Raw genomic sequence first — 26989 nt, forward strand, 5'->3', positions numbered from 1 at the left:
TTATTTTTGGAAACCATTATTTCTTTTTGTGTAATTAGTTAATCTTTTTCAGGAATGATATATAAATTAGATTTCAAAATTTAAACATCACCTTTTTAAAATCATTGTGTTATAAAAAGCTCAACGCATACGGTGCGCAATATAAAAAGCCCACTTTTTATTTCTAACTCCTCCTTGACCTAACCTATGTATAGGATAGAAGAAATTAATTAAATAAAAAGTGGGATATAAATTAAATATTTATTAAATTTTTAAATGCTCTTCTTTTGGTAATCTCACTTCAAATATTGTTCTAATTTCATTACTTTGCGCTGAAATGTTTCCATTATGTTGTTCAACAATATTTTTTGCAATAAATAATCCAAGACCTGTACTGTTTTTCTGCACTGTTCTCGCTTTATCACCCGTATAAAACATATCGAAAAGATAGGGTAATTCTTCTTCAGGGATGCTATCTCCATAATTAACAATCTGTACAACAACATCTCCATCTTCAATATATCCATTCATATCAACAAATTTCCCTTTATTTCCGTATCGAACCGCATTTGTTACAAGATTTTCAAATACTCGAGCTAATAAATTCCCGTCACCATTGATATATAAATGAGGCTCAACATGTAATCTAGCTTCTAATCGATTCTTTTCTAATAATGGGTATATTTCCTCACCTAGCTGTATAAGTAATTTACTTATATTAATAGATTTTTCATCTAATTGTTGCACACCATAATTCATTCGTGTAATTTCAAACAACTCTTCAATTAAACTTTCAAGTCGTTGTGATTTTGCAAATGCAATTGTAGAATAATATTTGATCTGTTCCTTTGTTAAGTTCTCCTCTTTAAGAATTAAATCTAAATAACCAAGCACAGATGTTAATGGTGTCCTTAAATCATGAGCTAAGTTAACAACAAGCTGATCTTTACTACTTTCAGCGAAATCTCCTCTTTCAACTGCCTCTTTTAATTTTTCACTCGCGATATTAATTTCACGTGCAATATCGCTAAATTCATCATTTGATGAGATATTGACTGTATTTGTAAAATCTCCTTTTGCAAGATGATGAATACCATTAGAAATCTCATCAAAATACTTTAAGTATGGTTTTGTTAAAAAGAAGAAAAGTAAAATAGATAATAAAATAAAGGAAATTAAAAATAAAAATAATGTTTTATCTCCAAATGCCCTTCCTGTTTCCCTAAATTGATCTAAAGGATTTTCATGAAGTACCATTGTTTTAAAATAAAATAATCCTTTATACATAATATATGTGACAACAGCTGCTAGTACCGTACTTAGCGCAAACAATGCAATCATTTTAAATCGAAAACTTTTCATTATTTTAACCATTGAAAGTATAACCTACTCCCCAAATCGTTTTTATTAATTTGTTATTTCTGTTATCCTCCCCAATTTTTTTTCGTAAAGTACGAATATGCACCGTAACTGTACTATAACTATCATCATAATAATTATTTGTCCATACTTGCTGAAATATATTTTCAAGACTATATACTTTATTCGGATGACTCGCTAATAAATATAAGATATCAAACTCTTTCGGGGTTAATTCAATTCTCTCTCCGTAAACATGTACCGTTCGTTTCTCAAAATCAATAACAACGCCGCCTACCTCTAAAACGGATCTATTCTCCTCTTCTAATTTCGGTTGATTTAACGTTAGAAATCGGCGAAGTTGAGCATTCACACGTGCGACTAATTCGATTGGTGTAAAAGGCTTCGTCATATAATCATCTGCACCTAGTACAAGGCCTGTCACTTTATCAAAATCAGATGTTTTCGCGCTTAAAAAAATGATTGGCATATAATGTTTGGTGCGGATTTTACGCGTTACCTCATAACCATCCATTTTTGGCATCATGATATCTAACACAACTAAATCGATTTGCTGTGATTGAATAACCTGAATTACCTCTTCTCCATCAGTTGCTTTCACAACCTGGTATCCTTCTTTTTTTAAATGTATTTCAATTAATTCAGCAATCTCCAAGTCATCATCAGCTATTAAAATTGTAATGGGCTTCATTTTATTCTCCCTCTTCTTTTACTTACATATATTTCACTTTAAAACTTGATTAATCTATTTTATACCATCTTTAAAAATACTATTATGTATTTCGTTCTTTTAGAGGATAGTTTAAATTCCTACTATTCCCTATAGCGAAAAATTCTTTTAGTATTTTTTGAATGGTTATACAATTTTACATTTCTACATACAAATCTTATCATTTTTAGGATAGAAGTGAAAAATGTCCCTATAAAAAATATTTTTAAATACCTTACTAACTTTAATTTAATATTTTTCTTCCATTAAAGATGTAGAAGCATTATAAATAGAACGTATCCCATATAGCCAAGTTTGGGCAAAAATATCTTTAAATAGATAACAAGCAAAAGCAGTCGGTGTTCCATATAATATCTAATTTTCTTTTAACGATACCTCTAAAGTATCTTTATCATTCTATAGTTTCTTCTATAATTCCCAGGTCATCTTAATTTTATCTTTTATACATACATGCTTTTTCTACCTCTGGAAAATATGCGGTCAATTTGTCTTTCTCTTGTACCATTTTTTGTTTCTGAGTAAAATCTTTGTCATAATCAATATTTATCCACTCATTATCAAACCAAGTGTATGCCCCTAAATTTTAAATTCATCTGACATTTTTTCGGTATACTCTTTTATTAACAATATAGTTTTCTTTTTTGGGGTTTCTGAATTAACTTCTATTTTTTCGCTAAACGTGTAAGAAATCGTACAATTATTATCATTATCCACTAATCTCCAATTCCCATTTAATTATTTATTGCTACATCCAATTAGCAATAACTGAAGCTAATTGGAAAAATGAGCGTTTTAATTTTTTTATCATACATTTACCTTTCATCATTATTTTTTATTTAATGTTTAGTTAAGTACGAATCCCTCTCTAACATAAATGTGTTATATAAATAACTGCACATATATAGGATAGCGAAAATTAATTAAATAAAAAGTAGGGTGATTATAAAATATCCATTAAATTTTATCACTCTTTTATTTTCGAAATTTTCTTTCGAATCTTGTTGTTAATTCATAACTTTTAAATGATGAAAAAGATATGTTAATAGACTCGCATGCATTGGTAAAGGGCAGTAATCGCTTCATTAATGAGCAAACAAAAAAACTTTTTTAAATTTGCATCAAACTCACTACGGATTTGAAGGAATTACTACCAAAAAAGATGACGTACGTCGACTCATTCCTGATGTATTAATGGAAAGACCAACTATTGAGGATATTATGCTTTCATATATTGGGGGGAATAGCTATGCTAATTAACTTAGTAATGAAAGAATTTATGTTAGTCAAAAAATATTTTTTAATTTTACTCGTTTTTGCCGCTATTGCTCCTATTTATCTTTCTACACAATTGCAATTAAATGTTGGCGGCTTTGTTAGCTTTCTTTTAACAGTGATTTTGATGGAATATATTCTGTTTGGAACAGTATCCAAATTTGAAGATCAGTACAAGGGAGCTGCATTCCTTTGTGCAACTCCATATACACGAAGTGCATTTGTAAAAGCGAAGTATCTTTTTCTCTTTGTAATTTTTATTTGTGCATCCATTATCCGTGTAATTATATCAGTAATCGCACCATAAGGTATAGAAAACCTAAGCGCTATTGCTCTTGGAATAACGTTTCTAACTCTAAGTATTTTATCCGGGATACTTCTTCCTGTTCAATTTAAATTTGGTTATGACAAAACAAAAGTCATATTACTTTTAACTGCCTTTTTAATACCTTTTGTTGCTCTTACTCTTATAAGGGGTCTACAATCAAGTCACATCGATTTTAAAATCATCTTTCCATTCTCACCAACTGTCCTAACATGGATGCCTTGTTTTATCTCAATTGTTATTGGTCTTATATCAATGCTAATATCCCTGAAAATATATGCAAAGAAAGATTTATAATTTAAATTTCCTCCGTGATGAACTTATTTTATAACTTAAAAACCTTTTATATCGAAGTAAGCAAAATTTTAAAGTTATTAGTTATCTTAAGATCTCCTTTCATTTATAATTTAGTAAACCCATTATTATATCAAATATATTAAAGGGGGATTTTATGAAAAATATACTCTAAACGCTCAATTACCTTTAAAAAAGATTCTGGTGAAAATTGGCCAGTTATTTATTTTAACCAAGCTAAATATGTTTTTGAAGAATTAGGTATAAAGTGAAGTAAACTTGCTTATTTTTCTTTTGGTAAAAGAGATAAAGGAGATATAAGCGTTTTTAAATATAATTTCTTCAGCTCTTTTGCGTGTTTCTCATATTGCTCGTTCTATCACTGCCATTGAAGGAAGTACAACTTGTCAAGTACGTAAGTCTTGTAATGCTGTCTCAATAAGATATATAGTATTTCCATTATTTAGTGCATGAGATTGAAGAAATTTAGATAATCTTCGATAATCTGTAGTTATAAAATTACGCAAACCATATTCCTTTCGAATTTCTTCCACATGTTCATACCTTGTAACTTCCCGCTGGGCATATTACCTCCAGTCTTCTGTACTTGCACCAATTTGTCTTGTTACAAATTACAAATTCTAAAACTTCGTTAGGAATGTGCTCAATCCTAAATATCGTAAAACACATAATTGCATAGCAAAACCCAGTCGATTATAACCCCTCTGATGACGATTAATGATTTTTTTATCATGTTGACTAAAGATAAAGTATGTACTTAATGTCCATTCACTAATATCAGAGGGGATTTGTATATAACGTGTTCGTTTTTCTGCTGTAAGAAGTTCTCATACCCTCACATATATAAGAATTCCCGCCTTTTTATTTATCATAAAGCTAAGACATTCGATTTAAATTTTAAAGAAACACTATTTGATTGTCTCATATTTCCAATTGAATAAGAATGATGAGAACTTCATTCCAAAATAAATCCATAAAATAATAAAGTCTCAAAAACGATAATGTTTTTGAGACTTAGATGAATTATACATATAAACGTTTCAATACTTGTTTCATTTCTGGTTTGATATTAATGATTGAACGGATTTCTTTTGCTTTTTGTTCCGCTTCTTCTACGTTAGATGCATACCCTAATTCTACTAATAAACCAGTTGCAACTGTACCTGTACGATTTCGTCCACCAGAGCAATGGAAAAATACTTTTTCTCCTCGTTCTACAGCTTCTTTAACGGCTCCAATTGCACTTTTAACAGATTCATCTTCGCCTTCTACTCCTTCTACAATTGGGTAAGCATGTCGCTTAGCCTCACCTGGAAATCCTTCTGGCTCTTCTCCTCCAGAACGTAAGTCAAACACCTCTGTAACCCCATGTTTTTTTACTGCGTCTTGTATAGCGTCTACTCCACCAATATATACTTTTCCTTTTACAAGTTCGTGATAGTTCGTCATGTTTGTTATTCTCCTTTGATTTATAATTTAGCAGCAGTTAGATCCGCCACTGATAACAAGACCTGCACCTTGTTGATCTTCTACATAGTCTAGTGTTAGTGTATTTATAATTTCAGCTACCTTTGGATCAATAGCAACTTGAATACCGTTTACTGTTTCTGTGACATCATTTTCTTGTGCTTCACCTAAATTAATACCGTAACTAGGGCCACAGCATCCAGCACCATCAAATGTAAAACGTAATGTTGAAACACCGTTTTCTTTCATAGCAGTCTCAATAAACTCTTTTGCTTTATCTGTAATATTCATTTTAACTTCCCCCGTTTTATAAAGATTGACTCCAATCATGCACAGCATGATTTTCTAAGAAGCGTTCAGAATCCAATGCAGCCATACAACCAGTTCCTGCAGCCGTAATTGCCTGACGATACTTATGGTCTTGCACATCACCACATGCAAATACTCCTGGTATATTTGTTTCTGTTGTGCCTGGTTTTACAACAATATAACCAGCTTCATCTATCTCTACTTGACCATTTAAAAATTCTGTATTTGGACGATGGCCAATCGCAATGAAAATACCGTCCGTTTCAATTATTTCTTCTTCACCGGTTTCGTTATCTTTCACTTTTAGACCTGTAACTTTTCCATCTGCTATTACTTCTATCGGTGTCTTATTTAATCCCCAAGTAATTTTCTCGTTTGCTTTTGCACGATCTTGCATAATTTTAGATGCACGTAGTTCATCTCTACGATGTACAATATGAACTTCTGTTGCAAACTTTGTTAGGAAGTTTGCTTCTTCCATTGCAGAGTCTCCACCACCAACTACAATGACTTTTTTACCACGATAGAAGAATCCATCACATGTTGCACAAGTTCCTACTCCACGACCCATCTGTTCTTTCTCTCCTGGAATCCCTAGCAGTTTAGCAGAAGCACCTGTAGAAACAATAATAGCTTCCGCTTCTATATCTCCCATCCCAGTTACAGTAATTTTAAATGGTCGCTTGGATACATCCACTTTTTCCACCCAACCATTTTTAAACTCTGCACCAAATCGCCCTGCTTGTTTCCTCATATTGTCCATTAGATCTGGTCCCATAATACCATCAGGAAATCCTGGGAAATTTTCTACTTCTGTTGTCGTAGTTAATTGTCCACCTGGCTGAGTTCCTTCAATAATAAGTGGATTCATATTCGCGCGTGCTAAGTAGATAGCTGCTGTTAATCCGGCTGGTCCTGTTCCTAAAATAACGACTTTATGCATAGTGAATGCCTCCTAATGAACAATTATTGAACTGTCAATTCTTTCAATTTCTCATATCCAATAACATCTTCTGATTGCCAAGGAATAATTACACAATTATGTTGTGATTCTTTTTGAACTTCTTGAATCCATGGGACTTCAGATTGTGATCGTCCCTTTAGTACTGGGTCTATCGTATACGTTGCATAAAAGCTTTGATTAATTACCCACCATTTCGGATGAATTTCTGCACGTTTTAAATCCTCTTGTAGACGACTTGCTTCATGGACCGGTGTCGCTTCTGCTAACGTTACAATGACAACACTTGTTTCTTCTGGATTGCGAAGACGTGGTAATAAATTTTTCACGGATTGTGGTACTTCACCAGAAGAACGTGCAATTTCCTTATGATACGTTTGTGCTGCATCTAGTAACAATAATGTATGACCTGTTGGTGCAGTATCAATTACCACAATTTCATCATTTGCTTTTTCAACAATTTCAGCTAAAGTACGGAATACTGCAATCTCCTCTGTACAAGGCGAACGTAAATCTTCTTCTAAATACGCTAAACCTTCTTCATCTACCGTATCTTTAGCCTGTTCAATCACTTCTTTGCGGTAGTTTTCTACTTCCAACTTTGGATCAATACGACTTATCGTAATATTCCCTTGTTCCCCATGCATGACATAATCAATATGTGCTGCTGGATCCGTTGTAGTTAAATGTACACAATGCCCTTTTTCAGCAAGACCAACTGCAATGGCTGAAGCTACAGTAGTTTTTCCTACTCCACCTTTTCCCATTGTAAAAATAACTCGTTTTCCTGTCTCAGAAAGATCTGCAATCAAGTTTTGCAGAGGAGATATAGCAATTCCTTCTTGTATCTCATCTAAAATTGAGAGACTTTCAATTGGCCGAACCAACTTTCTCATATTCTCTATTCCGGTAACATTAAATGGCACTAATGGAAGTTCATAAGCTGGAAGACCTTTTAGCTCTTCTGACATATTTTCTAATGCACGTACTTGTCTCGTAAACAAAGCTTTAGAAACAGCATCATTTTGCACATAATTCGTTAAAACACCATTTATAAGCAAATATTGATTGCTAACTCCAATTTCTTCTAATTCTTTGGCTGCACGCTCTGCTTCTTGCAACGGTGAACTATCAGGACGTGTCACAAGCAATAACATTGTTTGGTTCGGATTAGATAGTGCCTGAACCGTTTGACTATATAACTCTTTTTTATCTCCAAGCCCTGCTAATGGTCCTAAACAAGAGGCACCATGTGTACTTTCTTCTAAGAATCCACTCCAAGCTGTTGGAAGCTGAAGAAGACGTAACGTATGTCCTGTTGGTGCGGTATCAAATATGATGTGATCGAATTTTGATGTTAATTCTTTATTTGTCAGTAACGTAGAGAATTCATCAAATGCGGCCATTTCTACTGTGCAAGCCCCAGACAATTGCTCTTCCATCGTTGCAATAACAGCATCAGGAAGCTTTCCACGGTATGGACCAACAACACGTTCTTTATATTCATAGGCTGCTGTTTCAGGATCTAAGTTTGCTACTTGTAGATTTGGTACACTTGGAATTTCTTTCGGTTTATTCGTAAGTTCTATTTCGAACACATCTTGTAAATTAGAAGCTGGATCAGTACTTATTAATAAAACTTGTTTCCCCATATCAGCTAACGTAATAGCTGTTGCACATGCAGTTGATGTTTTTCCTACTCCACCTTTACCAGTAAAAAATAAAAATGGTGTGAATGCTATTGTGTTTGGATTATATAAGTTTGTCATTGCCTTTCACTTCTTTCTCTATTTTTTCACGTCTAGCTTTAAACGTACGACTGGCTTTTGACTCAACTCTTCTTTTGTTATATCTGTTAATTGTGCAAGTTCTTCATTTGTCAGGTGACCTTTTTCTTTTACTACTTTTCCATCTACCAAAGTTACAGGTAACACGTCTGGTCCTTTATCTGTTAATAGTTGACTGATAACAATATTATTGGCAAATGCATCTGGTTCACTTGCCAAATTATAACGGGTCACATCAATACCTTTATTCTTCAAGTTGTTAACAGCAACTGATACACGAATTAACTCTGGGTCAATACTTGGTCCGCAAACCCCAGTAGAACAACACATTGCAGGATCAAAAATTTCTATCTTCTTCATCTTTGATTTCTCCCCTTCTTTACAAAATAAACCGAGAAAAAGATTCTCGGCTACAAATATTTAATTTTCAATTATTCTCCTGTTTCAGCAAATTTTTTGATACGTTCGCCAATCTCATCACGAACTTTTTGGAATACAGACCACTCTTGACCAGCTGGATCATCAAATCCCCAATGAACTCGTTTTACATGTGGTGGTGTTGTCGGACATACATCATTTGCGTGACCACAAAGTGTTACAACAAGATCCGCATTATCTAAAATATCACGGTCAATGGTATCAGATGTTTGATCTGTAATATCAATGTCTACTTCGTTCATTGCTTTAATTGCATTCGGATTTACTCCGTGCGCCTCAATACCTGCAGAAAGTACATTCCATTTGTCACCTAAATATTTTTTGCCCCAAGCTTCTGCCATTTGGCTACGACAAGAGTTTCCTGTGCATAAGAAGTAAATTGTTTTTTTGTTTTCCATGATAATTCCACCTTTTTTATGAATATTTATTTTGGTTGTGTTTGAAAGTATTTACGCTGGAACCAGAGTGCTACATTTACAAGTGCTATCATAACTGGCACCTCAACTAAAGGTCCGATAACTGCTGCAAACGCTGCACCAGACTGAATTCCAAATACCCCTACAGCTACAGCGATTGCTAATTCAAAATTATTACTACCAGCTGTAAATGCTAATGTTGTTGATACCCCATAACTTGCACCCACTTTTTTGCCCATATAGAAGGAGACAAAAAACATGATTACAAAATAAATGAGTAATGGAATTGCAATACGTACAACATCAAATGGTACGCTAACAATGACCTCTCCTTTTAATGAGAACATCACAACAATTGTAAATAACAATGCGATTAATGTGATTGGACTAATCTTTGGTATAAGTACTTTTTCATACCACTCTCGGCCTTTTGTTTTTACAAAGATAAAACGTGTTAACATTCCTGCAATAAACGGAATTCCTAAGTAAATAAAGACTGATTTTGCAACCTCTACCATTGTAATATCTACAACAGCTCCTTCAATTCCTAGCCATTCTGGAATGACTGTTACAAATACATAAGCGTATACTGAGAAAAATAACATTTGGAATACAGAGTTAAAAGCAACTAATCCTGCCGCATACTCCGTATCACCTTTTGCTAGGTCGTTCCAAACGATAACCATTGCAATACAACGAGCTAGGCCAATCATGATTAACCCCACCATATATTCTGGCTTATCTGGCAGGAATATAACAGCCAAGGCGAACATTAATACAGGTCCAATAATCCAGTTTTGCACCAGTGATAATATCAATACTTTTACATCTTTAAAAACGCGCCCCATTTCTTCGTAGCGAACTTTCGCAAGTGGTGGGTACATCATTAAAATTAATCCAATCGCAAGTGGGATAGAAGTTGTTCCTACTTGTAAGCTATTCATTCCCTCAACAAATCCAGGGGATAGATAGCCAACTCCAATTCCTACTGCCATCGCAAGAAAAATCCAAAGGGTTAGATATCGATCTAGGAAAGACAGACGTTTTTTCCCCGTGTTGCTCATCCTTCTCACTTCCCTTTCTGACTATTTATTAACAACCACACCGGAGTGTAGGATTGCTCTTCTCAATTTGTTTAATTTTCTCTGTTTGGTCTGGTACATGCGCTAAAACATCTTCTAAAATTGTGTATAAATCACTTGCTTGATTTAAAGAATAATAAATCCACTGACCTCTCCGCTCTTCTTGTACTAAACCTAAATCCTTTAATTTCCTAAGATGCTGACTAATAGAAGGCTGACTCATATCAAATACTTCAAGTAATTCACATACACAACACTCACGTTGTTTGAGAATTGATACTATTGTTAGCCTTGTTTTGTCTCCTAGTAGCTTTAATAACTGTGACACTCTTGTTAATTCTATAACCGTTTTTTCCATATCTATACCTCCTTTTCATAATTGTATAAGCATATACTTATATGTTGAGTAAAAATTAAACGTAATATTCATTAAATGGATTCATATTTAATTTTCTCTCCCTCTTGAAATAAATATATAATTAACCGCTTATATAATCAACTGAAAAGCTCATTTTGTACAAAACCTTTACAATACTTCTTTACAGCGTATTCTTACAGACTGTTGTATCTCTTTCCACATAACAGGTATAAAAGGAAACCGAATGGTCCTGTAAAAAAAACAGCAACTAACCATACTACATAATGATTTCTACTCATTTTATGCTGTTGATACTCTAATGTGATATATGTACACATAAAAATGATTAGTAGGTATATCCCCACAATAAATAATTGATCAATCAAAAATATCCCCCCTTTTTATACATTAGCTCATCCCTTTTGCAACGATTATTTTAGGAATTCTTCCCTATAACAATAACATAAGTATATAGTTATATACCTAATAATTTATTTTTTCTATTCATGGCTTGACACTAAAATCCACACTAATATTGGGGTACAGCCGAGATACGTGTAAAAACAGATCACAAGGATACATTATTTACCAATGAGTGTTTTTTTAAGATATTTGTAACATAAACGTTCCGTTTTTGTTACAAGGGAGAGTACATTTTTATTTTGAAAACAAAAAAGCCACCAAATAAAATGGTAGTTTAAAACACAATTATTAATTTTATAATAGTGATATTAGTGAACCACCAACAGCACCCGCCACTACAATAACCCAAGGTGGTAATTTCCAATACACTAACATACTAAATAATATGGCAGCGAAAGCAAAATCAACAGGTTGTAAGATTGCACTAGTCCAAATCGGATGATAGAAAGCTGAGATTAAAATGCCGACTACTGCCGCATTTACTCCCATTAAAGCACCTTTGATCTTAGGATTTCGTCTTAGTTGATCCCAAAACGGTAATGTGCCTAAAATAAGAAGAAATGCTGGTAAGAAAATAGCTACAGTTGCCAATAATCCACCTTGCCATCCACCAATAACAGCACCAATATACGCTGCAAATGTAAACAATGGTCCAGGTACAGCTTGAGTAGCACCGTAACCAGCTAAAAATGACGCTTCATCCATCCAGTCCGTAGGTACAAATTCACGTTCCAGTAACGGTAACACAACATGACCTCCACCAAAAACTAAAGAACCTGCGCGATAAAAACTATCAAACATTGCAATCCAATTTAACGATGTAACCTCTCTTAGAATTGGAAGGAAAATAAGTAATCCAAAAAATAGTGATAAACAAATTACTCCTAACTTTCTGGAGATTGGAAAACTTAGTTTCGCTTCATCATTATCCGTATGATTTTTATAGATAAGATAACCCACTAGCCCCGATAATAAAATTACACCAACTTGTGTGAAAGCTGTTTGCCATAATAGCGTTCCAACTAAAGCAAATAATGCAATTGATTTACGTTGTAAATCTGGTGTCAACTTTTGAGCCATTCCTAAAATCGCATGCGCTACTACTACCACCGCTACGATTTTTAGCCCATAAATCCAACTAACATCTCCAATGTTTAAACCTTGTAAAACTAATGCAAATATGATTAATGCAATAACAGAAGGAAGAGTGAAACCTATAAAAGCAAGAATTCCTCCTAATACACCTGCACGCATTACACCAATACCAATACCAACTTGACTACTAGCAGGGCCAGGTAAAAACTGACATAACGCAACTAAATCCGCATAACTTTTTTCATCCATCCATTTTCTTTTGCGAACATACTCTTCGTGAAAGTAACCAAGATGTGCTATTGGCCCCCCGAAAGATGTAAGTCCAAGTCGAATAGAAACTAGCAGTACTTCTAATAAAATCTTAAATCTGCTTTGCTGTGTTGTATGATTCATTCTACACGTCCTTTCTTATTAGTCTTTAATTTCTTTAAAAAGTTCGTATGCTTTCTTTCGTGCTTCCACTAGAACATCTCGTCCTTTTTCAGTAGCTGTATAATACTTTCTGATTTTCCCAGCTACATTACGATCCTCTTTATTCAAAAGACCATCACTTTCCATCGCATGAAGAATAGGGTATAAGGTTCCAGGACTTATAGTATAGCCATGTTCCCTCAGTTCTTCTAACATCCATGCACCAAAAATGGGATGTTCCTTAGCATGATGTAAAATGTGGATTTGGATAAACCCTAAAAATAACTTTCTTAATAATTTATCCTCCAAGTTTTCCCCCTCCTATAGCATCAAAATCGAAAATCAATATCGAACTTCGTTATTAATTTATCATTGACATATCACTTTTTCAATTAATTATAAAATAATTTACAAAGCCTTTACAAAGTAATGATTCCGTATTATTTAAGCATTCATCCGTAATACATTCAAAGATAACCAAAAAGTCACTTTCCTCAGCGTACAGGAAAGTGACTTTTTCATGGTTAAAATTTTCTTATTGAACAAAAGCTTGTTTTTCTTATTCAGTTTTCTAAATATCTATATAAAGTTGATTTACTGATTCCAGTTTCTTCTCGTATTTCAGCCAAACTATAGTTACCACTTTGATACATTACAATAGCACGCTTTACATTCTCATCAGGTTTTCTAGGACGTCCTGTTGTCACTCCCTTTTGTTTCGCTTCATACAAACCCTTTTTCGTTTTTTCACTAATTACATCACTTTGAAAATCAACAAGATGTTTTACAATATCTCCAAAATGATACCCATTTGTATGACTCGTATCAATATCTTCTTGAACAAAGTAAATGTAAGCACCTTTATTATCAATGACTTGTAATAACTCAACAAGATGACGTGTTGAATCAGCTAATGTGAATAGTTTTGTAACAACAATTTTATCATCTTGTTTTAGGTTATCTATCATATTTTTAAGTTGTACTCTTTTTTTTGCCGATGAATGTTCCTCTGAGATAATCATCGTACAATTACATTTCTCTAAGCTTTTGAGTTGTTCTTCACATTTCAAGTCGTCTTGATATGGTCTCATATATCCGATTAACATACATGCTCTCCTAACAATTTAGACGTTTCTTTTATCATACCATAACTTGGAGTTGTAAAATCAGTATCAAAAAGGTTCCTTTTTGGGACGATAAGTGTTAGACTGTTTTTATTAAATCGTGAACGCGGCTTTTATGAGACTTAAAAGCCACAAAATAAATGATATGAGGTGTATAAAACAGTGGTAGAAAAATTAAAAACAGAATGGTTTTCAAATGTTAGGGCTGATATCCTTGCGGGGATTGTAGTTGCACTAGCATTAATTCCAGAGGCGATCGCATTTTCCATTATTGCAGGTGTAGATCCGATGGTGGGATTATATGCATCCTTTTGTATTGCAGTGATTATTGCCTTTGTAGGTGGTCGTCCTGGAATGATTTCAGCGGCAACCGGTGCAATGGCATTACTTATGGTTCCTTTAGTAAAAGAGCACGGGCTAAATTATTTATTAGCAGCAACAATTTTAACAGGTGTTATCCAAATTATTTTTGGGGTATGTAAAGTAGCACGATTAATGAAATTTATCCCACGTGCTGTCATGATTGGTTTTGTTAATGCTTTAGCAATTTTAATTTTTATGGCTCAAGTACCACATTTTATTGGCATTTCTAATCTGACATATGTATTTGTAGCAATTACATTAGCAATTGTCTATATTGTACCGCGATTTATTAAATCAATTCCAGCTCCATTAATAGCGATTGTATTATTAACAGCTATTGCGATTTATATGCATTTAGACTTACGAACTGTCGGTGACTTAGGAGCAATTACAAGAACATTACCATCGTTCTTTATTCCAGACGTACCATTTACATTTGAAACACTACAAATTATTCTCCCTTATTCAATTGCGTTAGCAATTGTAGGATTATTAGAGTCTTTACTAACAGCATCCATTGTAGATGATATGACAGGAACCGATAGCAATAAGAATCGAGAATCAAGAGGTCAAGGAATCGCCAATGTTATCAATGGTTTCTTTGGTGGGATGGCAGGTTGTGCAATGATTGGGCAATCGGTAATCAACGTAAAATCTGGTGGACGTGGTAGATTGTCTACACTAATTGCAGGATTGTTTTTAATGTTTCTCATTATCGTATTAGGAGATCTAGTTGTACAAATTCCAATGCCTGTTCTTGTAGGAATTATGATTATGGTATCAATTGGCACATTTGATTGGTCTTCCTTCTCTTATCTAGTGAAAGCACCTAAAAGTGATGCAGCAGTTATGTTAGTAACAGTTATTATTGTCGTTGCAACGCATGATTTATCTAAAGGTGTAATTGCTGGGGTTTTATTAAGTGCAATATTCTTTGTTGCTAAAATTTCAAAGATAAAAGTTACAAAACAACAAGATGGCTCAAATATGAGATTTGATGTGGATGGTCAATTGTTCTTTGCATCTGTAGAAGGATTCGTAGAATCATTTGATTTCAATGTTAAAAATAGAAGCATTATCATTGACTTCTCAAACACGCATGTTTGGGATGATTCGGCAGTTGGAGCTATCGACAAAGTTGTTATTAAGTACCAAGAAAATCAAAATATTGTTACCATTAAAAACTTAAATTCTTCTAGTAAGAAACTCGTAGAAAAATTAGCTGTATATAATAACCCAAATAGAAAAGCTTCTTCACATTAATTCATGATTAGGAGTGGAAAATATGTATAAAAAAATCCTATTAGCTGTAGATGGTTCTGAACATTCCTTACGTGCTACACAAGAAGCGATAAAAATTGCATCTTTAGCTAATGAATGTACAGTTGAAATTGTATTAGTAGTTGATTATGCAAAAGCAAAGAATGAAGTTATTCATGCACAAGGGAAAGAAGAATTAGAGTTATCCCGTCGTAAGAGACTTTTACCTATTGAGGAAAAATTAAAAGCAAATCGTATTTCTTATGAAGTTAAAATATTACATGGTGAACCAGGACCAACCATTGTAGAGCATGCGAATAAAGGACATTTTGAATTAGTGGTACTTGGTAGTCGTGGACTCAATGCGTTGCAAGAAATGGTACTAGGAAGTGTGAGCCATAAAGTAGCTAAAAGGGTTCAATGTCCAGTACTGATTGTAAAATAATATATTTTTTGTATGATTCCTGATTTTGAAGTTACTTATTCAAAATCAGGAATTTTTATCATAAAGGAAGCTTGAAATATTTCAATATATAAGGAGTTGGCACATGAAAACACTACAAAGTGGAAAAACAAAGATTTTTGCTTTAGGTGGCCTTGGAGAAATTGGGAAAAACATGTATGTCATTGAGTATGAAGATGAAATCATCATTGTAGATGCTGGATTTAAATTTCCTGAATCTGAACTATTAGGTATTGATTATGTTATACCCGATTATACGTATCTAGAAAGAAATAAAGATAAAATAAAAGGATTATTCATCACACACGGACATGAAGATCATATAGGCGGGGTTCCCTTTCTATTTAAACGCATACAAGTACCGATATATGCTGGAAAGCTAGCTGCAGCATTAATTAAAAGTAAATTTGAAGAACATAATATCCGCCATGTTGAAATAAGAAATATATTGGATGAAACAGAAATTGAATTTCAACACATGAAAGTACGTTTTTACCGAACAACACATAGTATTCCTGACGCATTTGGTATAGTAGTAACCACTCCAAACGGAAATGTTGTACATACTGGTGATTTTAAATTCGATTTTACACCCGTTGGTACCGAGGCGAACCTACACAAAATTGCTGAAATCGGAAAAGAAGGTGTATTGTGTTTACTATCTGACAGTACAAATAGTGAAGTTCCTGGCTTTTCAATGTCAGAAAAAAAGGTTGGACAATCCGTAAAGGAAATCTTTTCAGGGGCTCAGGGACGTATCTTATTTGCAACTTTTGCATCTAACGTTCACAGATTGCAACAGGTTGTAGAGGCTTCTATTTTATATAATCGTAAAATTGTAGTTGTAGGAAGAAGTATGGAAAAAACAATTCAAATAGGAAGAGACTTAGGGTACATCCAAGCTCCAGAGGACATATTCGTTGGCGTACATGAAATCAATCATATTCCAAGTCATCAAGTAACTATTATATGTACGGGTAGTCAAGGAGAACCAATGGCAGCTTTATCAAGAATTGCGTATAATAATCACCTACAAATTCAAATTATTCCTGGGGATACAGTTGTACTCTCTTCCTCTCCGATCCCAGGGAATGTATTAAGCGTTAATAGAACTATTAATCAGCTTTATCGAGTAGGTGCAAATGTAATTCATCATAAAATATGTGATATTCATACATCTGGCCATGGAGCACAAGAAGAACAAAAATTGATGCTCTCCCTTTTAAAACCGAACTATTTCATGCCTATTCATGGAGAATATCGTATGTTAAAAAAGCATGTAGAATTAGCTGTAGAATGTGGTGTTCCTATAGAAAACTGTTTTATTATGGATAATGGTCAAATATTAGAAATCTCCAAAGGAGAAGCAAGTATTAGTAGTAAAACTATACCTTCTCAGGCTGTGTATGTTGACGGGAGTGGTATAGGTGATATTGGAAACATTGTTTTACGTGACCGTAGAATTCTATCTGAAGAAGGAATCATTATTATAAGTCTGAATTTAGATTGTAAACAAAAGCGATTAATATCTCCGCCAGCAATTGTTACAAGAGGCTTTGTATATATGCGTGAATCAGAAGTATTAATGAAAGAAATAGAAAATGTTGTTTTTGAGTGTATAACTTCTTTATTAAATGAAGGAATTGTGAGCTGGGCTCAAATAAAACAGACCCTTGTAGATGTGTTAGGGTCATTTCTATTTTCAAAAATCGGACGTCGTCCTATGATTCTTCCAATCATTATGGAAGTGTAAAGGATTGAGCAAGATACTTGGTAACTAACATTTCACCAAATGGATAGTATCATCCAAATGCGAATTTAAAAAACGATTTCCTATAATGAGCAAAAAATAAGATGCAATCACTAAAATTGATAACCATACAATTAATGTTGTATGTCCCTTAAATAATTGTGAGTTAATCTTTTACGCTTAATCAAATAGTGTGTTATTACATAAACTTGAAATTTTCATACATACTATACATAACTCACGAAATATTGATACTCCTTAGATTCGTGGATGTAATTTTCTCATTGCAGTTAGCTTTTGCTAGCTGCTTTTTGTTTTCACCATTTCAGCAAGTTTTGAAAATTGTACCTCTTTTATAACAGGAGTTGGCAACTTACACCCTTTTTACAAAGTGCACTAATGAAAGTGCTTTTTTACATGGGAATATTTTATAAAATAAAAATTTTATTAGGTTGTTCTCGAATAACATTTTAAATTCGATTCATACTATAATCGTAACTTAAAGTTACATATCATTTACTTGTAGGGCCTAATTTTCTTTTGTACAACAGGCAGTTAGCCAATTAAGCTAGCTGCTTTGTTGTGCAAAATGTAGTTTTTTCACAAAAGATACAGCTTTAAGTAAAAAAATTTATATGATATGTTGTATCCTTTCTTTTTAGAATGGATAGTCTTTACAGACGAGCACTTTCCGAAGTGCTCGTGTTTTATGTTTTAATTATTACAAAATGAAGTTTTTATTAAGAACATAAATTTTTCAACATTAAACATATAGAAGCAATAAGTAATATCTTGTATTATAATAAGTAGCCTCAACGTAAACTTTGTTACTAGCCTTTTTGAAAAGGACTTACCCTCACAAAAGGACCTTTTCAAAAAGGTTTCTTCCATTCGTTGCGATAGGTAAGACTTTGAAGTTATATCCATCTCTTCCCACGCTTAACACTGTACGTACGACTTTCATCGCATACAGCGAGCGTCCCATCTTATCCTTTTATACTAAAGCAACTAGATTACAAACAATGTTGTACTCACCAACATATTAATTCCCCTTTCTTACGAAAGTTCAGATCATCGTGACTCCTAATTTAATGCTCCATCATCTCATGGACAATATCATGTCCATCCATATCTGATGGATAGTAGGTAGGCCAGTGTATGACTTCTTCCAATAAAGCTTCACGATTGTCACCCCAATACAAGTGGTAGTGACCAGCTTTATTCGGATAAATACCATGATCGCTAAATTGAATATATTGAGGAACTCCTTCTGTTTTTTCTGCTAGTTTAAATATGTATCTTACACCTCTATTCCCTGCATCATATGTCAGAATTTCGTACCCATCATAGATATACTCACCAGAATTCCCCTCTTTGTTTTTGTAGAATGTTACAGTATTCCCTTGAATCACGATACGGTTAACATCTGTTTGATACCCTTCATTATAATAATCCTTATATTCTTTAGCTGTCATTTTACCTTTATGTTTCGCTTTATAAGCAAATACCTCATCAAGCGTTCCATCTTGTAAATATGGATATACAGATTGCCAGTCTCCTTTCCAATCGGAAAGTGATCGATCCTTCACTTGGTTGTCTTCGAAATACCCTTCATAAATTTTTTCTGTTTCTTCATCATGAGCATGACTATGATTATGACTGTGATCGTGTTCATTTTCATGTGTATGACTTTCAGATGTTTGCTCTTGCTTTTTAGATGAACCTGAAGTCTGACAGCCTACTAATACTAACATTGAACTAATAGTTAATATACCTACCTTCTTTGTAAATGCAATTTTCATTATGAAACCTCCAATTTAAATCGTAATCATTACGATTTAAATTATACATATGTCTTGTGCAAACATCAACAGAAAAATAATCCAATATTTATAAATTGATTATCCTACCTGTAATTCTTTGGAGACTATTACAAATATGGTGTAAAAACTTCCGGACAATTGAGATAAGTCTATAAAACCTCTTAGCTTTTCATTCTAATTTCTACTGAATATCATCTGAAATTGATTCATCAACTATTTCATGGTGTTGAGAATCTTTTATTTGAAACACCTTTTTTACTTCTTCAACTTTATTTGGTACGTATTTTTCTTTTCACTCTAATGCACCATAAACAATGTTATTATAAGTTAACTTTACTTTTTCTGTAACAACTAGTGTTATAAAGATACTCCAAACAGATTCATTGTCTTATTTTGAAAGCCTCCCATTAAAAAACTACACGCTCCATTTGAAATTAATCCCAAATCAGGTAGTACTATTGTATAAATTTCAATCCAATTAGTAATAGTAGAGACATCAAAATTAAGATCAATCCGATTAATTAATTTCCCCCCTGAGGAATTCCTAAAATCAAATCTTTTATATCTCCCTATAAAATACTTGTTTCACTTCTTTGAAATGAAACATAAAATAATTCAAAGTACTTTATGTTTGAACAGATTTTTCTGTACTAACAGATTGTTGCTTTTTCATGAACATAAATAACATAAATACCGTTATTATCGAACGATAAATATGAAATGACGCTGTTAATTCACACCTAGATGCAAAACCTTTCCCTTGAAATACAAGTGTAATTTCAAGCTCTGGTATATCAATAATGTGCATATATTCTCCAGCAACTCCGACAACCATTCCTTTTATTGACCACGCAAACCCTGTTACGATTCCAGTACTAGCTGCGTCCCCTATTCCAATTTGTGAATGCCATCTCCATTGATTGATTTTAACTTTTTTTAGATTTTTTTTAAGTACAGAATGAATCTCTTGCAGCTTTTTTATTATCTCTCCCATACTATCAATCTGTGCTATTACTTTATTTTCAATACCGCCCTCTCCTTCTGCTTTTTCAATTTTTTGACCAGTCTTTTTTTGCTGTTTTTCAACTCTTTCTAGCACATCAAATGTATATTTAAATTTGAATATTTTCAATTGTAGTAAACACTGTTTTTCCATTTCTGTATATAAAAAAGTAACTTTCAAAGATATTTTTAAAAATAATATAAACAAAATAATCAATAACAAAATCCCGATCCCAATTACAAGCCACTTCATGCTTATCATCCTTTCATTCCATATCCATTATCAACATGTCCAATGAATATTATACGAATTCTGAAAATTACATATGAATAATCATCTTTAAATAATGAAAGACATGTAGCGTTCTATATTAAAATTTTTGTTATACAATCATGATAATTATAATTAAATACCATGGTAGAATGATGATTGTTAGAAAGAACAAAAAGTACACGAGTTTTGAAATACTACTATTATAACCAAAAACACCTCTTACTATCATATTTTAATAAATACGATAGTAAGAGGTGTTTTTTTACTTGTTCTATTCCATTAAATCACTATATATCGCTCTACTCCAATTAGGCTGTTTGGTAACAGTATGTGAATGATAACTCCTATATTATTAATTATTTCTCGAATTTCTTCGGAAGGTTCTTCCGTTGGATATGGCTCATCTTCATCAACGCAATTGCAACCAAACAAGAAACCTACAGGTAAAACAGTAGACATAAAAGCAAGTAAATATTTTCTTTTCTTCAAGTGATTAACTAAATGCCTGTAGTTTACCGCAAAACATATTTCGAGGAAAAGTTACTTTAGTAAAAAATATGCAAGATTATGTACTATGATTTATCAAAGGTGTCGTAAGCAGTGTCTCTAATTCACAAAAATTGTTTTTCTATATACACTTATAATCCAGGTAACAAAAGAATTAAATAAATATGTAGTATTATCAATAGCCATACTGGTTAAGATTCCTATAAAAGCACTTCCTATTATATCAAATGGATAATGATGTCCTAGCCAAATACGTGAGAAACCTGTCAAAATTGCTAAAAACCACATAATTGAGCCAAATAAGCGTTCGCGAAGTAAGACAGAGGTCGATAAGGCAAATGCTAAGGCTGTATGTTTACTAGGAAATGAAGAATTATTCTTTGATGGGATAAGTAAACGCACACGATGTATAACAAACGGACGAGGCTTAAAATAAAACAGCTGGATGAAACGGTTTATACATAAAGAGAACCCAACTGATACCCCAGCAAACAAAATAATTTTTTTGTAGGAATTGCCTCTAAACCACATTATGGCTAATAAAAAAATGTACAAGAATCGAGTCTTTTGTGAAATGAATATCATAAATGTATCCAAAGTTGAATTACGACCCGCTAGACGATTGATAGCCCTAAACATTTTGTAATTCATGCAGATGTTCTCCTTTATTTTTGAAATGTTATATACATATTATTCCCTCCCGAAAGAGAAATATGTAGTATGCAGGTCCTTTCTTATTATTCTACTCATTAAAAAAGCTGTTTGTAAGTATAAACTAAGGTGAACAATTCTAAGTACTCTGTATACGAATTGTGTTTTTTCAAATACTTTAAGTAAAAAACTTTCAATAGGAGTGAAAAAAGTGATAAGAAACAAACTTGCAGTGATTCACTTATTTTTATTATTGGTTATTATAGCCGTTTGTATATGGTCTGTTATTGATCCTGCAAAATACTCAACATGGGCAGCAGAAGCTATTCCTGCTATTTTCGGTCTATCCATTGTAATTACAACGTACAATAAGTTTCGTCTCACTACTCTCTCATATATAATTATTACAACGTTGTCCATTATAATGTTTGTCGGAGGCCATTACACATACTCAGAGGTGCCTCTATTTAATTGGATACAAGATGCTTTTGAGTTAAAGCGAAATCACTACGATCGATTTGGACATTTGATAAAAGGCTTGTTTATCATTGTGATAAGAGAAATTTTATTACAGAAAACCCAACTTACCGAAGGCCCTTGGTTAGTTACAATTAGTGTAAGTATTTCACTTGCTATTGCTGCATTATACGAAATCATCGAATGGTTAGCTTTTAAAATAGCAAAGGGAGGAAAAGCAGCAAAAGATTTTTTAGGTATGCAAGGCGATATATGGGATGCACACTGGGATATGTCACTTGCCTTAGTAGGCTCAATTCTTGCGTTACTCACCCTGTCGACATTACATAACCGACTATTGAAAGAGAATTGATAAATTTCTAATCTAAATAATACATAACTTTTCAGTTCCTTTTTGATTTTTTTATAAAACTATTTTTCGTATTTCAGAAAAAAAACTTGGGTAATATTAGGGAGTTCCGGTCTGAAAACCAAGAATTATTAGTATAAGTTGGCATCATAAATCCCAATAAAATATCGCATCATAAATTATGTGAAATTGAAACGAGTGTTTCTTTTTACGATATTTTACAAGGGGGACAAAAAATGAATATTCTTAAGTTTTTGATGTCATTATTCAATTCTAAAAAAATGACTCAACAAATGTTTGAGTTATTCGGAAATAAAAAGAAGAACAATAAAGGATGGATTTGGGCTTCTTTACTAGGATTAGGAACAGTTTTTGGATTATTAGCAACACGTAATTCAAGTTTGATAAGACCTATAAAACAAACGTTTCAAGGTTTTCAAAATAAAACAAGAACATTTATTCCATCCAAAGTAAATTTGGCAAATATGGAGTTTGCTGATGAAATTACGCCTAACACACAAAAGAAACAAAGTAATCTAAACTAATAACTGTCACTATTAAAAGATAACAACCATATAAAAAAGCAGATAGCCGGTTCCTTGTTTTACAGGAAATCGGCTAATCTGTTTTAATACGTACAATTCTCTTTTTTGAATATGGTGACCCGAATTAGTTTTTCGACACCTCCACTTGTTAATTTTTTATTTATCTTCTTTTAACTCATACATTCATTGTCTATTACGTACATGGGTTGCTTTTTTCATCTTCAATTTTCGAAAATCCCCTGTTTCCACGATTTCATTTCTAATTGATCTACTGTTAATCATAATTTTTTAAGTTAGAAACAAAACTCATCCGTTATCCTTTTTGAAAATGTTAATTATAAATCCCTTTTAGATTTGAGATAATACTTTATAATTTAAGAGCTTCTTTAGGCACCTTAGAATGAGTACAAACAAATTGCTCAATCATTTGATTTAACTCTATAGCCGCTTTTGTTGGTATTTGATGTTTTGCACCCGTAATAAATTTTAATTCATTACATGGCAATTCTTCATGTAATAAGTTTGCATGACTATAAAAAGTTTTGTCATTTTCTCCATAAACCAATAACATAGGTAGATGGATATCTTTAAGACGATTGGTACAATTATAGTGCAAACTATAGCGATAATATTGTTCAATATTTTTTGCATTACCTTTCCGAGCTTCTCGAAACATTCTTTTAAATAATTTTTTTGTATTAGAATTCCCCCACGAAATGGCAAATGCTAAAAATGAAATTGCTCTTGCTTTCGCCAATTGGACACCAAGAGAAATCTTATTTTTTAAATACCCTTGACGCACTTCTGACATTCCGCCTATTAGAATTCCTCCTAAACTATTTTCGGGATAAGTTAATAAAAATTCCAGGGCAACTGTACTTCCTGTTGAATACCCACATACAAAAGACTTTTTTATTTCCAAGTGGTCCAGTAAACTTTTCATATCTTTAGCAATTAGTGAATATGTAATTGGCTGACTTGAACTCTGGCTGTTGCCATGTCCTCTAACATCAAAAGCGATTACTTTAAAATTTCTCGATAATTCTTCGATCTGATACTCAAAATTTTCGCTGGTAAGCGTAGGAGGGTGAATAAAAATGATAGGAGTCCCTTCTCCTTTTACTATATAGTAAAGGCTACATCCCTCTACCTCTAACTTTGGCATGTATTGAATCACCTCGACAATTTACAATCTCTTAATTAAAGCTACTGATTTCATAAGTATTTCACACTTAATAATTTGTATAAAAAGAAAGAAATATACTCACTTCCTATTTTGTGAAGGATTCAATATTCATTTCTCTCTTCGTAAAACATAAAATGTTCAAAAAGGGCATTTTTATTACCAAAACATTTTATATAGATATAAACTTGCTTCACTAGTCACTTTTAGAATAAAGCTTTTAATACTTTTAATGCTTTTTATCCCTGCATAGCTCTCCTCAACTCGCTCATACTATAACTGTAACTTAAAGTCACAAATTATTACCTGGTACGCATGGAATTTCGTTTTATTACACGTAGTTAGTCTGTTTTGTTGTATAAAAGGAAACTGATTAAACCTTCTACACCTCTAAAAAGTATCGGGTAATAGAGTATTATGGTATCAAGTAAGTACAATTAAAAAGGTGAATGATATGAAAAGATTTCTAACTTTATATGCCTTATTTTTAATTTTAACGGGATGTTCAGAAAAACCATCCACTCTTAAAAAGAATGAATTACACGTTAAACATGGAGATAACAAATTGACTCAAAATACAACACATTCATTTCCAAAAAGTAAAACTTTACAACCATCTCCCACTTCAGCTACTAAAAAAATCATTCTAGATGTGCCGCTTATTTCGCAAAAACCGGAATTAAAATATGGATGCGAAGTTACAAGTTTAGCGATGGTATTACAGCATGCAGGTATTAAAGTTAATAAAATGGATTTAGCTAACGAGATAAAAAAAGATCCTACTCCGCTGTCTACAAATAAAAGTGGAGACATCATTCAATGGGGAGATCCTAAAGAAGGGTTTGTCGGAGATATAACTGGAAAAAATAAGGGATACGCTGTCCACGTTCAACCGTTACAAAAATTAATGGAGCGTTATCTACCAAATCGTACGGTAAACTTAACAGGAAAACCTTTTAATACTGTGTTAGCTCAAATTAAGCTCGGTAAACCTGTGGTAGTATGGACTACAGGAGATTATCGCCTTCCAGATAGATGGGAGTCTTGGAAGCATGATGACAAAAAAATTACAGCTCCTTTGGATTTACACGCTGTTGTTATTGTAGGTTTCGAGGACAAATACATTTATATCAATGACCCATTAACTGTGAAAAAAGCACACAAAGTAAGCCAAGATATTTTCATTCAATCGTGGGAAGCATTAGGGAAACAAGCATTATCCTATCGCTAATGCCATTTCATTAAATATTTAATACTTCCATTAGGTGCACCCTGTCTATACAAAAAATAAAAAAAGATTTGATGATAAATATATTTTGTCTATAGAAGTACAAAATATAAAATACTCATTAAATCCGCTTTCATTTCGCATACTATTTCTAATGTGATTTATACTACGTATGTAACGCAAATTTACAAATTATTGCTGTAAACGTGGGTTTGTGAAGTGCAACAAAGCAGTTAGTTCCAGTTACTAATTGCTTTGTTGCACAAAATGAAGATTATTAATTTTTAGCTACAGATCACTATTTTCAAGTATATATGCTCTGTTATAACAGTAGCACAAACACAATTACAAGTTTTCTAAAGAGGTGGAATTATGATTGATTTTTTAAAAGAAATATCACTAGTACTAGTAAGAATAATCACCATCTTACCTTTATTACTATTTGTCACTCTATTTATGGGGAAACGAGCAATTGGTGAATTACCTATATTCGACTTTCTCATTATTATTACATTAGGTGCTGTTGTTGGCGCTGATATAGCGGATCCTAGTATTAAGCATTTACCAACGGTAATAACTATCATTGCAATAGGTATTCTCCAAAAAATTGTTACTAGTTGGAAAATATCAAATCGAAAACTGGATAAATTACTTACTTTCGAACCAACAATTGTTATTCAAGACGGAAAATTGCTCGATAAGAATCTAAAAAAGATACGTTATTCTATTGATAACATTCTACAAATGTTAAGAGAAAAAAACGTATTTGATATTAATGATGTTGAAACGGCAATCATTGAAGCAAATGGTGCATTAAGTGTATTAAAAAAGCCTTCAAAAAATACAATTACAATTGAAGATATTAAAATACAAAACAAAATGTCTGCTATTTCCTTCCCTATTATATTAGAAGGAAAAGTTTGTTTAAATATTTTAGAAAAATTACATTTAAACGAGGATTGGCTAAACCAACAATTATCAGTTCAAGGAGTTAATAATATAAATGATATCTTTTTTGCTACGGTAAATTACAACCTTGAATTGTATGTTTCTTTGCGAAATGAAAAGAATATAACAATTCCACCAATAGTACACTAATCCATTTATATACCAGCTAGAATGTACACTAAATTTTCAAGAATACATAAAAACTAATCACTAAATTCTGTAATTTAACGGTCCGTTAACATAATTTGCTGAACATTGTTTATAGCTGAAAACAAATCAAAGTTCCTAGCCCTA

At 32.7% G+C, this 26989-nt stretch carries 25 protein-coding genes and 3 pseudogenes; 9 read left to right on the forward strand and 19 right to left on the reverse strand.

Features of this window, described 5'->3' with window-relative positions; all coding sequences use genetic code 11:
- Positions 1–243: 243 nt before the first annotated feature.
- On the reverse strand, positions 244–1353 hold the full coding sequence (locus DOS87_RS17620; protein ID WP_208730066.1) for a sensor histidine kinase: 1110 nt from the start codon (positions 1351–1353) through the stop codon (positions 244–246).
- Positions 1346–2050, reverse strand: a complete 705-nt coding sequence (locus tag DOS87_RS17625; RefSeq protein ID WP_098672545.1) for a response regulator transcription factor — start codon at positions 2048–2050, stop codon at positions 1346–1348. Before DOS87_RS17625 ends, DOS87_RS17620 begins: the two co-directional genes overlap by 8 nt.
- A gap of 1054 nt (positions 2051–3104) precedes the next feature.
- On the opposite strand from DOS87_RS17625, the pseudogene DOS87_RS30280 reads away from it, so the two are divergent.
- Positions 3105–3346, forward strand: a pseudogene (locus tag DOS87_RS30280) (sodium ABC transporter ATP-binding protein); the annotation flags it as partial.
- Positions 3336–3983 (forward strand): annotated as a pseudogene (locus DOS87_RS17630) (ABC-2 transporter permease). The pseudogenes DOS87_RS30280 and DOS87_RS17630, both read left to right, overlap by 11 nt.
- Before the next feature lie 404 nt (positions 3984–4387).
- On the opposite strand, the pseudogene DOS87_RS30285 reads toward DOS87_RS17630, so the two are convergent.
- The 12 genes and pseudogenes from DOS87_RS30285 to DOS87_RS17690 form a co-directional block, all read right to left on the reverse strand.
- Positions 4388–4795: pseudogene (locus DOS87_RS30285) on the reverse strand (DUF4158 domain-containing protein).
- A 229-nt stretch (positions 4796–5024) separates the two neighbouring features.
- Positions 5025–5450: a protein-tyrosine phosphatase family protein gene (locus DOS87_RS17640; RefSeq protein ID WP_097825969.1), complete on the reverse strand. Its 426-nt coding sequence runs from the start codon at positions 5448–5450 to the stop codon at positions 5025–5027.
- A gap of 27 nt (positions 5451–5477) precedes the next feature.
- Positions 5478–5759 (reverse strand): HesB/IscA family protein, encoded by a 282-nt coding sequence (locus DOS87_RS17645; RefSeq protein WP_097825970.1) that lies wholly within the window; start codon positions 5757–5759, stop codon positions 5478–5480.
- 16 nt (positions 5760–5775) lie between these two features.
- Complete coding sequence (trxB, locus tag DOS87_RS17650; RefSeq protein ID WP_208730067.1) at positions 5776–6720, reverse strand: thioredoxin-disulfide reductase; 945 nt, start codon at positions 6718–6720, stop codon at positions 5776–5778.
- A 23-nt stretch (positions 6721–6743) separates the two neighbouring features.
- Complete coding sequence (gene arsA, locus DOS87_RS17655; protein ID WP_097825972.1) at positions 6744–8507, reverse strand: arsenical pump-driving ATPase; 1764 nt, start codon at positions 8505–8507, stop codon at positions 6744–6746.
- Between the two features lie 18 nt (positions 8508–8525).
- A complete protein-coding gene (gene arsD / locus DOS87_RS17660) occupies positions 8526–8885 on the reverse strand; it encodes an arsenite efflux transporter metallochaperone ArsD (RefSeq protein WP_097825973.1) in 360 nt (119 codons plus the stop codon).
- Between the two features lie 71 nt (positions 8886–8956).
- Positions 8957–9361 carry an arsenate reductase (thioredoxin) gene (gene arsC, locus DOS87_RS17665; protein ID WP_097825974.1) on the reverse strand — a complete coding sequence of 135 codons (405 nt, stop codon included), beginning with the start codon at positions 9359–9361 and terminating at the stop codon, positions 8957–8959.
- A 26-nt stretch (positions 9362–9387) separates the two neighbouring features.
- On the reverse strand, positions 9388–10443 hold the full coding sequence (gene arsB, locus DOS87_RS17670) for an ACR3 family arsenite efflux transporter (RefSeq protein ID WP_208730068.1): 1056 nt from the start codon (positions 10441–10443) through the stop codon (positions 9388–9390).
- A gap of 28 nt (positions 10444–10471) precedes the next feature.
- Entirely contained in the window at positions 10472–10819 is a 348-nt protein-coding gene (locus DOS87_RS17675; RefSeq protein ID WP_097825976.1) for an ArsR/SmtB family transcription factor, read from the reverse strand.
- Positions 10820–11536: 717 nt separating this feature from the next.
- On the reverse strand, positions 11537–12730 hold the full coding sequence (locus DOS87_RS17680) for a chromate transporter (RefSeq protein WP_208730069.1): 1194 nt from the start codon (positions 12728–12730) through the stop codon (positions 11537–11539).
- A gap of 18 nt (positions 12731–12748) precedes the next feature.
- Complete coding sequence (locus DOS87_RS17685; RefSeq protein WP_097825979.1) at positions 12749–13057, reverse strand: PadR family transcriptional regulator; 309 nt, start codon at positions 13055–13057, stop codon at positions 12749–12751.
- Positions 13058–13311: 254 nt separating this feature from the next.
- On the reverse strand, positions 13312–13854 hold the full coding sequence (locus tag DOS87_RS17690; protein WP_128857167.1) for a recombinase family protein: 543 nt from the start codon (positions 13852–13854) through the stop codon (positions 13312–13314).
- A 180-nt stretch (positions 13855–14034) separates the two neighbouring features.
- On the opposite strand from DOS87_RS17690, the gene DOS87_RS17695 reads away from it, so the two are divergent.
- The 3 genes from DOS87_RS17695 (at position 14035) to rnjA (ending at position 17711) form a co-directional block, all read left to right on the forward strand.
- Positions 14035–15498, forward strand: coding sequence for a SulP family inorganic anion transporter (locus tag DOS87_RS17695; RefSeq protein ID WP_208730070.1), 1464 nt, complete (start codon positions 14035–14037; stop codon positions 15496–15498).
- 22 nt (positions 15499–15520) lie between these two features.
- Entirely contained in the window at positions 15521–15940 is a 420-nt protein-coding gene (locus tag DOS87_RS17700) for a universal stress protein (RefSeq protein WP_000277010.1), read from the forward strand.
- 103 nt (positions 15941–16043) lie between these two features.
- Positions 16044–17711 carry a ribonuclease J1 gene (gene rnjA / locus DOS87_RS17705; protein WP_208730071.1) on the forward strand — a complete coding sequence of 556 codons (1668 nt, stop codon included), beginning with the start codon at positions 16044–16046 and terminating at the stop codon, positions 17709–17711.
- A gap of 1085 nt (positions 17712–18796) precedes the next feature.
- On the opposite strand, the gene DOS87_RS17710 is transcribed toward rnjA, so the two are convergent.
- The 4 genes from DOS87_RS17710 to DOS87_RS17725 all read right to left on the reverse strand — a co-directional run bounded on the left by DOS87_RS17710 (position 18797) and on the right by DOS87_RS17725 (position 21965).
- Positions 18797–19510 (reverse strand): ZinT family metal-binding protein, encoded by a 714-nt coding sequence (locus DOS87_RS17710; RefSeq protein WP_208730072.1) that lies wholly within the window; start codon positions 19508–19510, stop codon positions 18797–18799.
- A gap of 646 nt (positions 19511–20156) precedes the next feature.
- A complete protein-coding gene (locus DOS87_RS17715) occupies positions 20157–20795 on the reverse strand; it encodes a DUF2953 domain-containing protein (protein WP_208730073.1) in 639 nt (212 codons plus the stop codon).
- Between the two features lie 291 nt (positions 20796–21086).
- Entirely contained in the window at positions 21087–21296 is a 210-nt protein-coding gene (locus DOS87_RS17720; RefSeq protein ID WP_208730395.1) for a hypothetical protein, read from the reverse strand.
- 117 nt (positions 21297–21413) lie between these two features.
- Complete coding sequence (locus DOS87_RS17725; protein WP_208730074.1) at positions 21414–21965, reverse strand: undecaprenyl-diphosphatase; 552 nt, start codon at positions 21963–21965, stop codon at positions 21414–21416.
- Between the two features lie 211 nt (positions 21966–22176).
- Here DOS87_RS17725 and DOS87_RS17730 point away from each other — a divergent pair, with 211 nt between their 5' ends.
- A complete protein-coding gene (locus DOS87_RS17730) occupies positions 22177–22794 on the forward strand; it encodes a DUF2238 domain-containing protein (RefSeq protein ID WP_208730075.1) in 618 nt (205 codons plus the stop codon).
- A 233-nt stretch (positions 22795–23027) separates the two neighbouring features.
- Positions 23028–23336, forward strand: a complete 309-nt coding sequence (locus DOS87_RS17735) for a hypothetical protein (RefSeq protein ID WP_097825986.1) — start codon at positions 23028–23030, stop codon at positions 23334–23336.
- 367 nt (positions 23337–23703) lie between these two features.
- On the opposite strand, the gene DOS87_RS17740 is transcribed toward DOS87_RS17735, so the two are convergent.
- Entirely contained in the window at positions 23704–24501 is a 798-nt protein-coding gene (locus DOS87_RS17740) for an alpha/beta fold hydrolase (protein WP_097825987.1), read from the reverse strand.
- 472 nt (positions 24502–24973) lie between these two features.
- Between DOS87_RS17740 and DOS87_RS17745 the strand changes: the two genes are divergently transcribed.
- On the forward strand, positions 24974–25750 hold the full coding sequence (locus tag DOS87_RS17745; protein WP_097825988.1) for a C39 family peptidase: 777 nt from the start codon (positions 24974–24976) through the stop codon (positions 25748–25750).
- A gap of 369 nt (positions 25751–26119) precedes the next feature.
- On the forward strand, positions 26120–26845 hold the full coding sequence (locus DOS87_RS17750) for a DUF421 domain-containing protein (protein ID WP_208730076.1): 726 nt from the start codon (positions 26120–26122) through the stop codon (positions 26843–26845).
- Positions 26846–26989: the final 144 nt, after the last annotated feature.

It is taken from the genome of Bacillus sp. CR71 (assembly GCF_003429245.1).
In the GTDB taxonomy this organism is placed as follows: domain Bacteria; phylum Bacillota; class Bacilli; order Bacillales; family Bacillaceae_G; genus Bacillus_A; species Bacillus_A thuringiensis_S.

Excerpts from the sequence above, each read along its gene's own strand:
- DOS87_RS17740 (WP_097825987.1), bottom strand. The coding sequence starts at position 24,501 with ATGCCAAAGTTAGAGGTAGAGGGATGTAGCCTTTACTATATAGTAAAA.
- DOS87_RS17625 (WP_098672545.1), bottom strand. The coding sequence starts at position 2,050 with ATGAAGCCCATTACAATTTTAATAGCTGATGATGACTTGGAGATTGCT.
- DOS87_RS17735 (WP_097825986.1), top strand. The coding sequence starts at position 23,028 with ATGAATATTCTTAAGTTTTTGATGTCATTATTCAATTCTAAAAAAATG.
- DOS87_RS17640 (WP_097825969.1), bottom strand. The coding sequence starts at position 5,450 with ATGACGAACTATCACGAACTTGTAAAAGGAAAAGTATATATTGGTGGA.
- DOS87_RS17725 (WP_208730074.1), bottom strand. The coding sequence starts at position 21,965 with ATGAATTACAAAATGTTTAGGGCTATCAATCGTCTAGCGGGTCGTAAT.
- arsB (WP_208730068.1), bottom strand. The coding sequence starts at position 10,443 with ATGAGCAACACGGGGAAAAAACGTCTGTCTTTCCTAGATCGATATCTA.
- DOS87_RS17675 (WP_097825976.1), bottom strand. The coding sequence starts at position 10,819 with ATGGAAAAAACGGTTATAGAATTAACAAGAGTGTCACAGTTATTAAAG.
- arsD (WP_097825973.1), bottom strand. The coding sequence starts at position 8,885 with ATGAAGAAGATAGAAATTTTTGATCCTGCAATGTGTTGTTCTACTGGG.
- DOS87_RS17750 (WP_208730076.1), top strand. The coding sequence starts at position 26,120 with ATGATTGATTTTTTAAAAGAAATATCACTAGTACTAGTAAGAATAATC.
- arsC (WP_097825974.1), bottom strand. The coding sequence starts at position 9,361 with ATGGAAAACAAAAAAACAATTTACTTCTTATGCACAGGAAACTCTTGT.
- DOS87_RS17680 (WP_208730069.1), bottom strand. The coding sequence starts at position 12,730 with ATGAATCATACAACACAGCAAAGCAGATTTAAGATTTTATTAGAAGTA.
- trxB (WP_208730067.1), bottom strand. The coding sequence starts at position 6,720 with ATGCATAAAGTCGTTATTTTAGGAACAGGACCAGCCGGATTAACAGCA.
- DOS87_RS17690 (WP_128857167.1), bottom strand. The coding sequence starts at position 13,854 with ATGTTAATCGGATATATGAGACCATATCAAGACGACTTGAAATGTGAA.
- DOS87_RS17620 (WP_208730066.1), bottom strand. The coding sequence starts at position 1,353 with ATGGTTAAAATAATGAAAAGTTTTCGATTTAAAATGATTGCATTGTTT.
- rnjA (WP_208730071.1), top strand. The coding sequence starts at position 16,044 with ATGAAAACACTACAAAGTGGAAAAACAAAGATTTTTGCTTTAGGTGGC.
- DOS87_RS17715 (WP_208730073.1), bottom strand. The coding sequence starts at position 20,795 with ATGATAAGCATGAAGTGGCTTGTAATTGGGATCGGGATTTTGTTATTG.
- DOS87_RS17710 (WP_208730072.1), bottom strand. The coding sequence starts at position 19,510 with ATGAAAATTGCATTTACAAAGAAGGTAGGTATATTAACTATTAGTTCA.
- DOS87_RS17645 (WP_097825970.1), bottom strand. The coding sequence starts at position 5,759 with ATGAATATTACAGATAAAGCAAAAGAGTTTATTGAGACTGCTATGAAA.
- DOS87_RS17745 (WP_097825988.1), top strand. The coding sequence starts at position 24,974 with ATGAAAAGATTTCTAACTTTATATGCCTTATTTTTAATTTTAACGGGA.
- DOS87_RS17700 (WP_000277010.1), top strand. The coding sequence starts at position 15,521 with ATGTATAAAAAAATCCTATTAGCTGTAGATGGTTCTGAACATTCCTTA.
- arsA (WP_097825972.1), bottom strand. The coding sequence starts at position 8,507 with ATGACAAACTTATATAATCCAAACACAATAGCATTCACACCATTTTTA.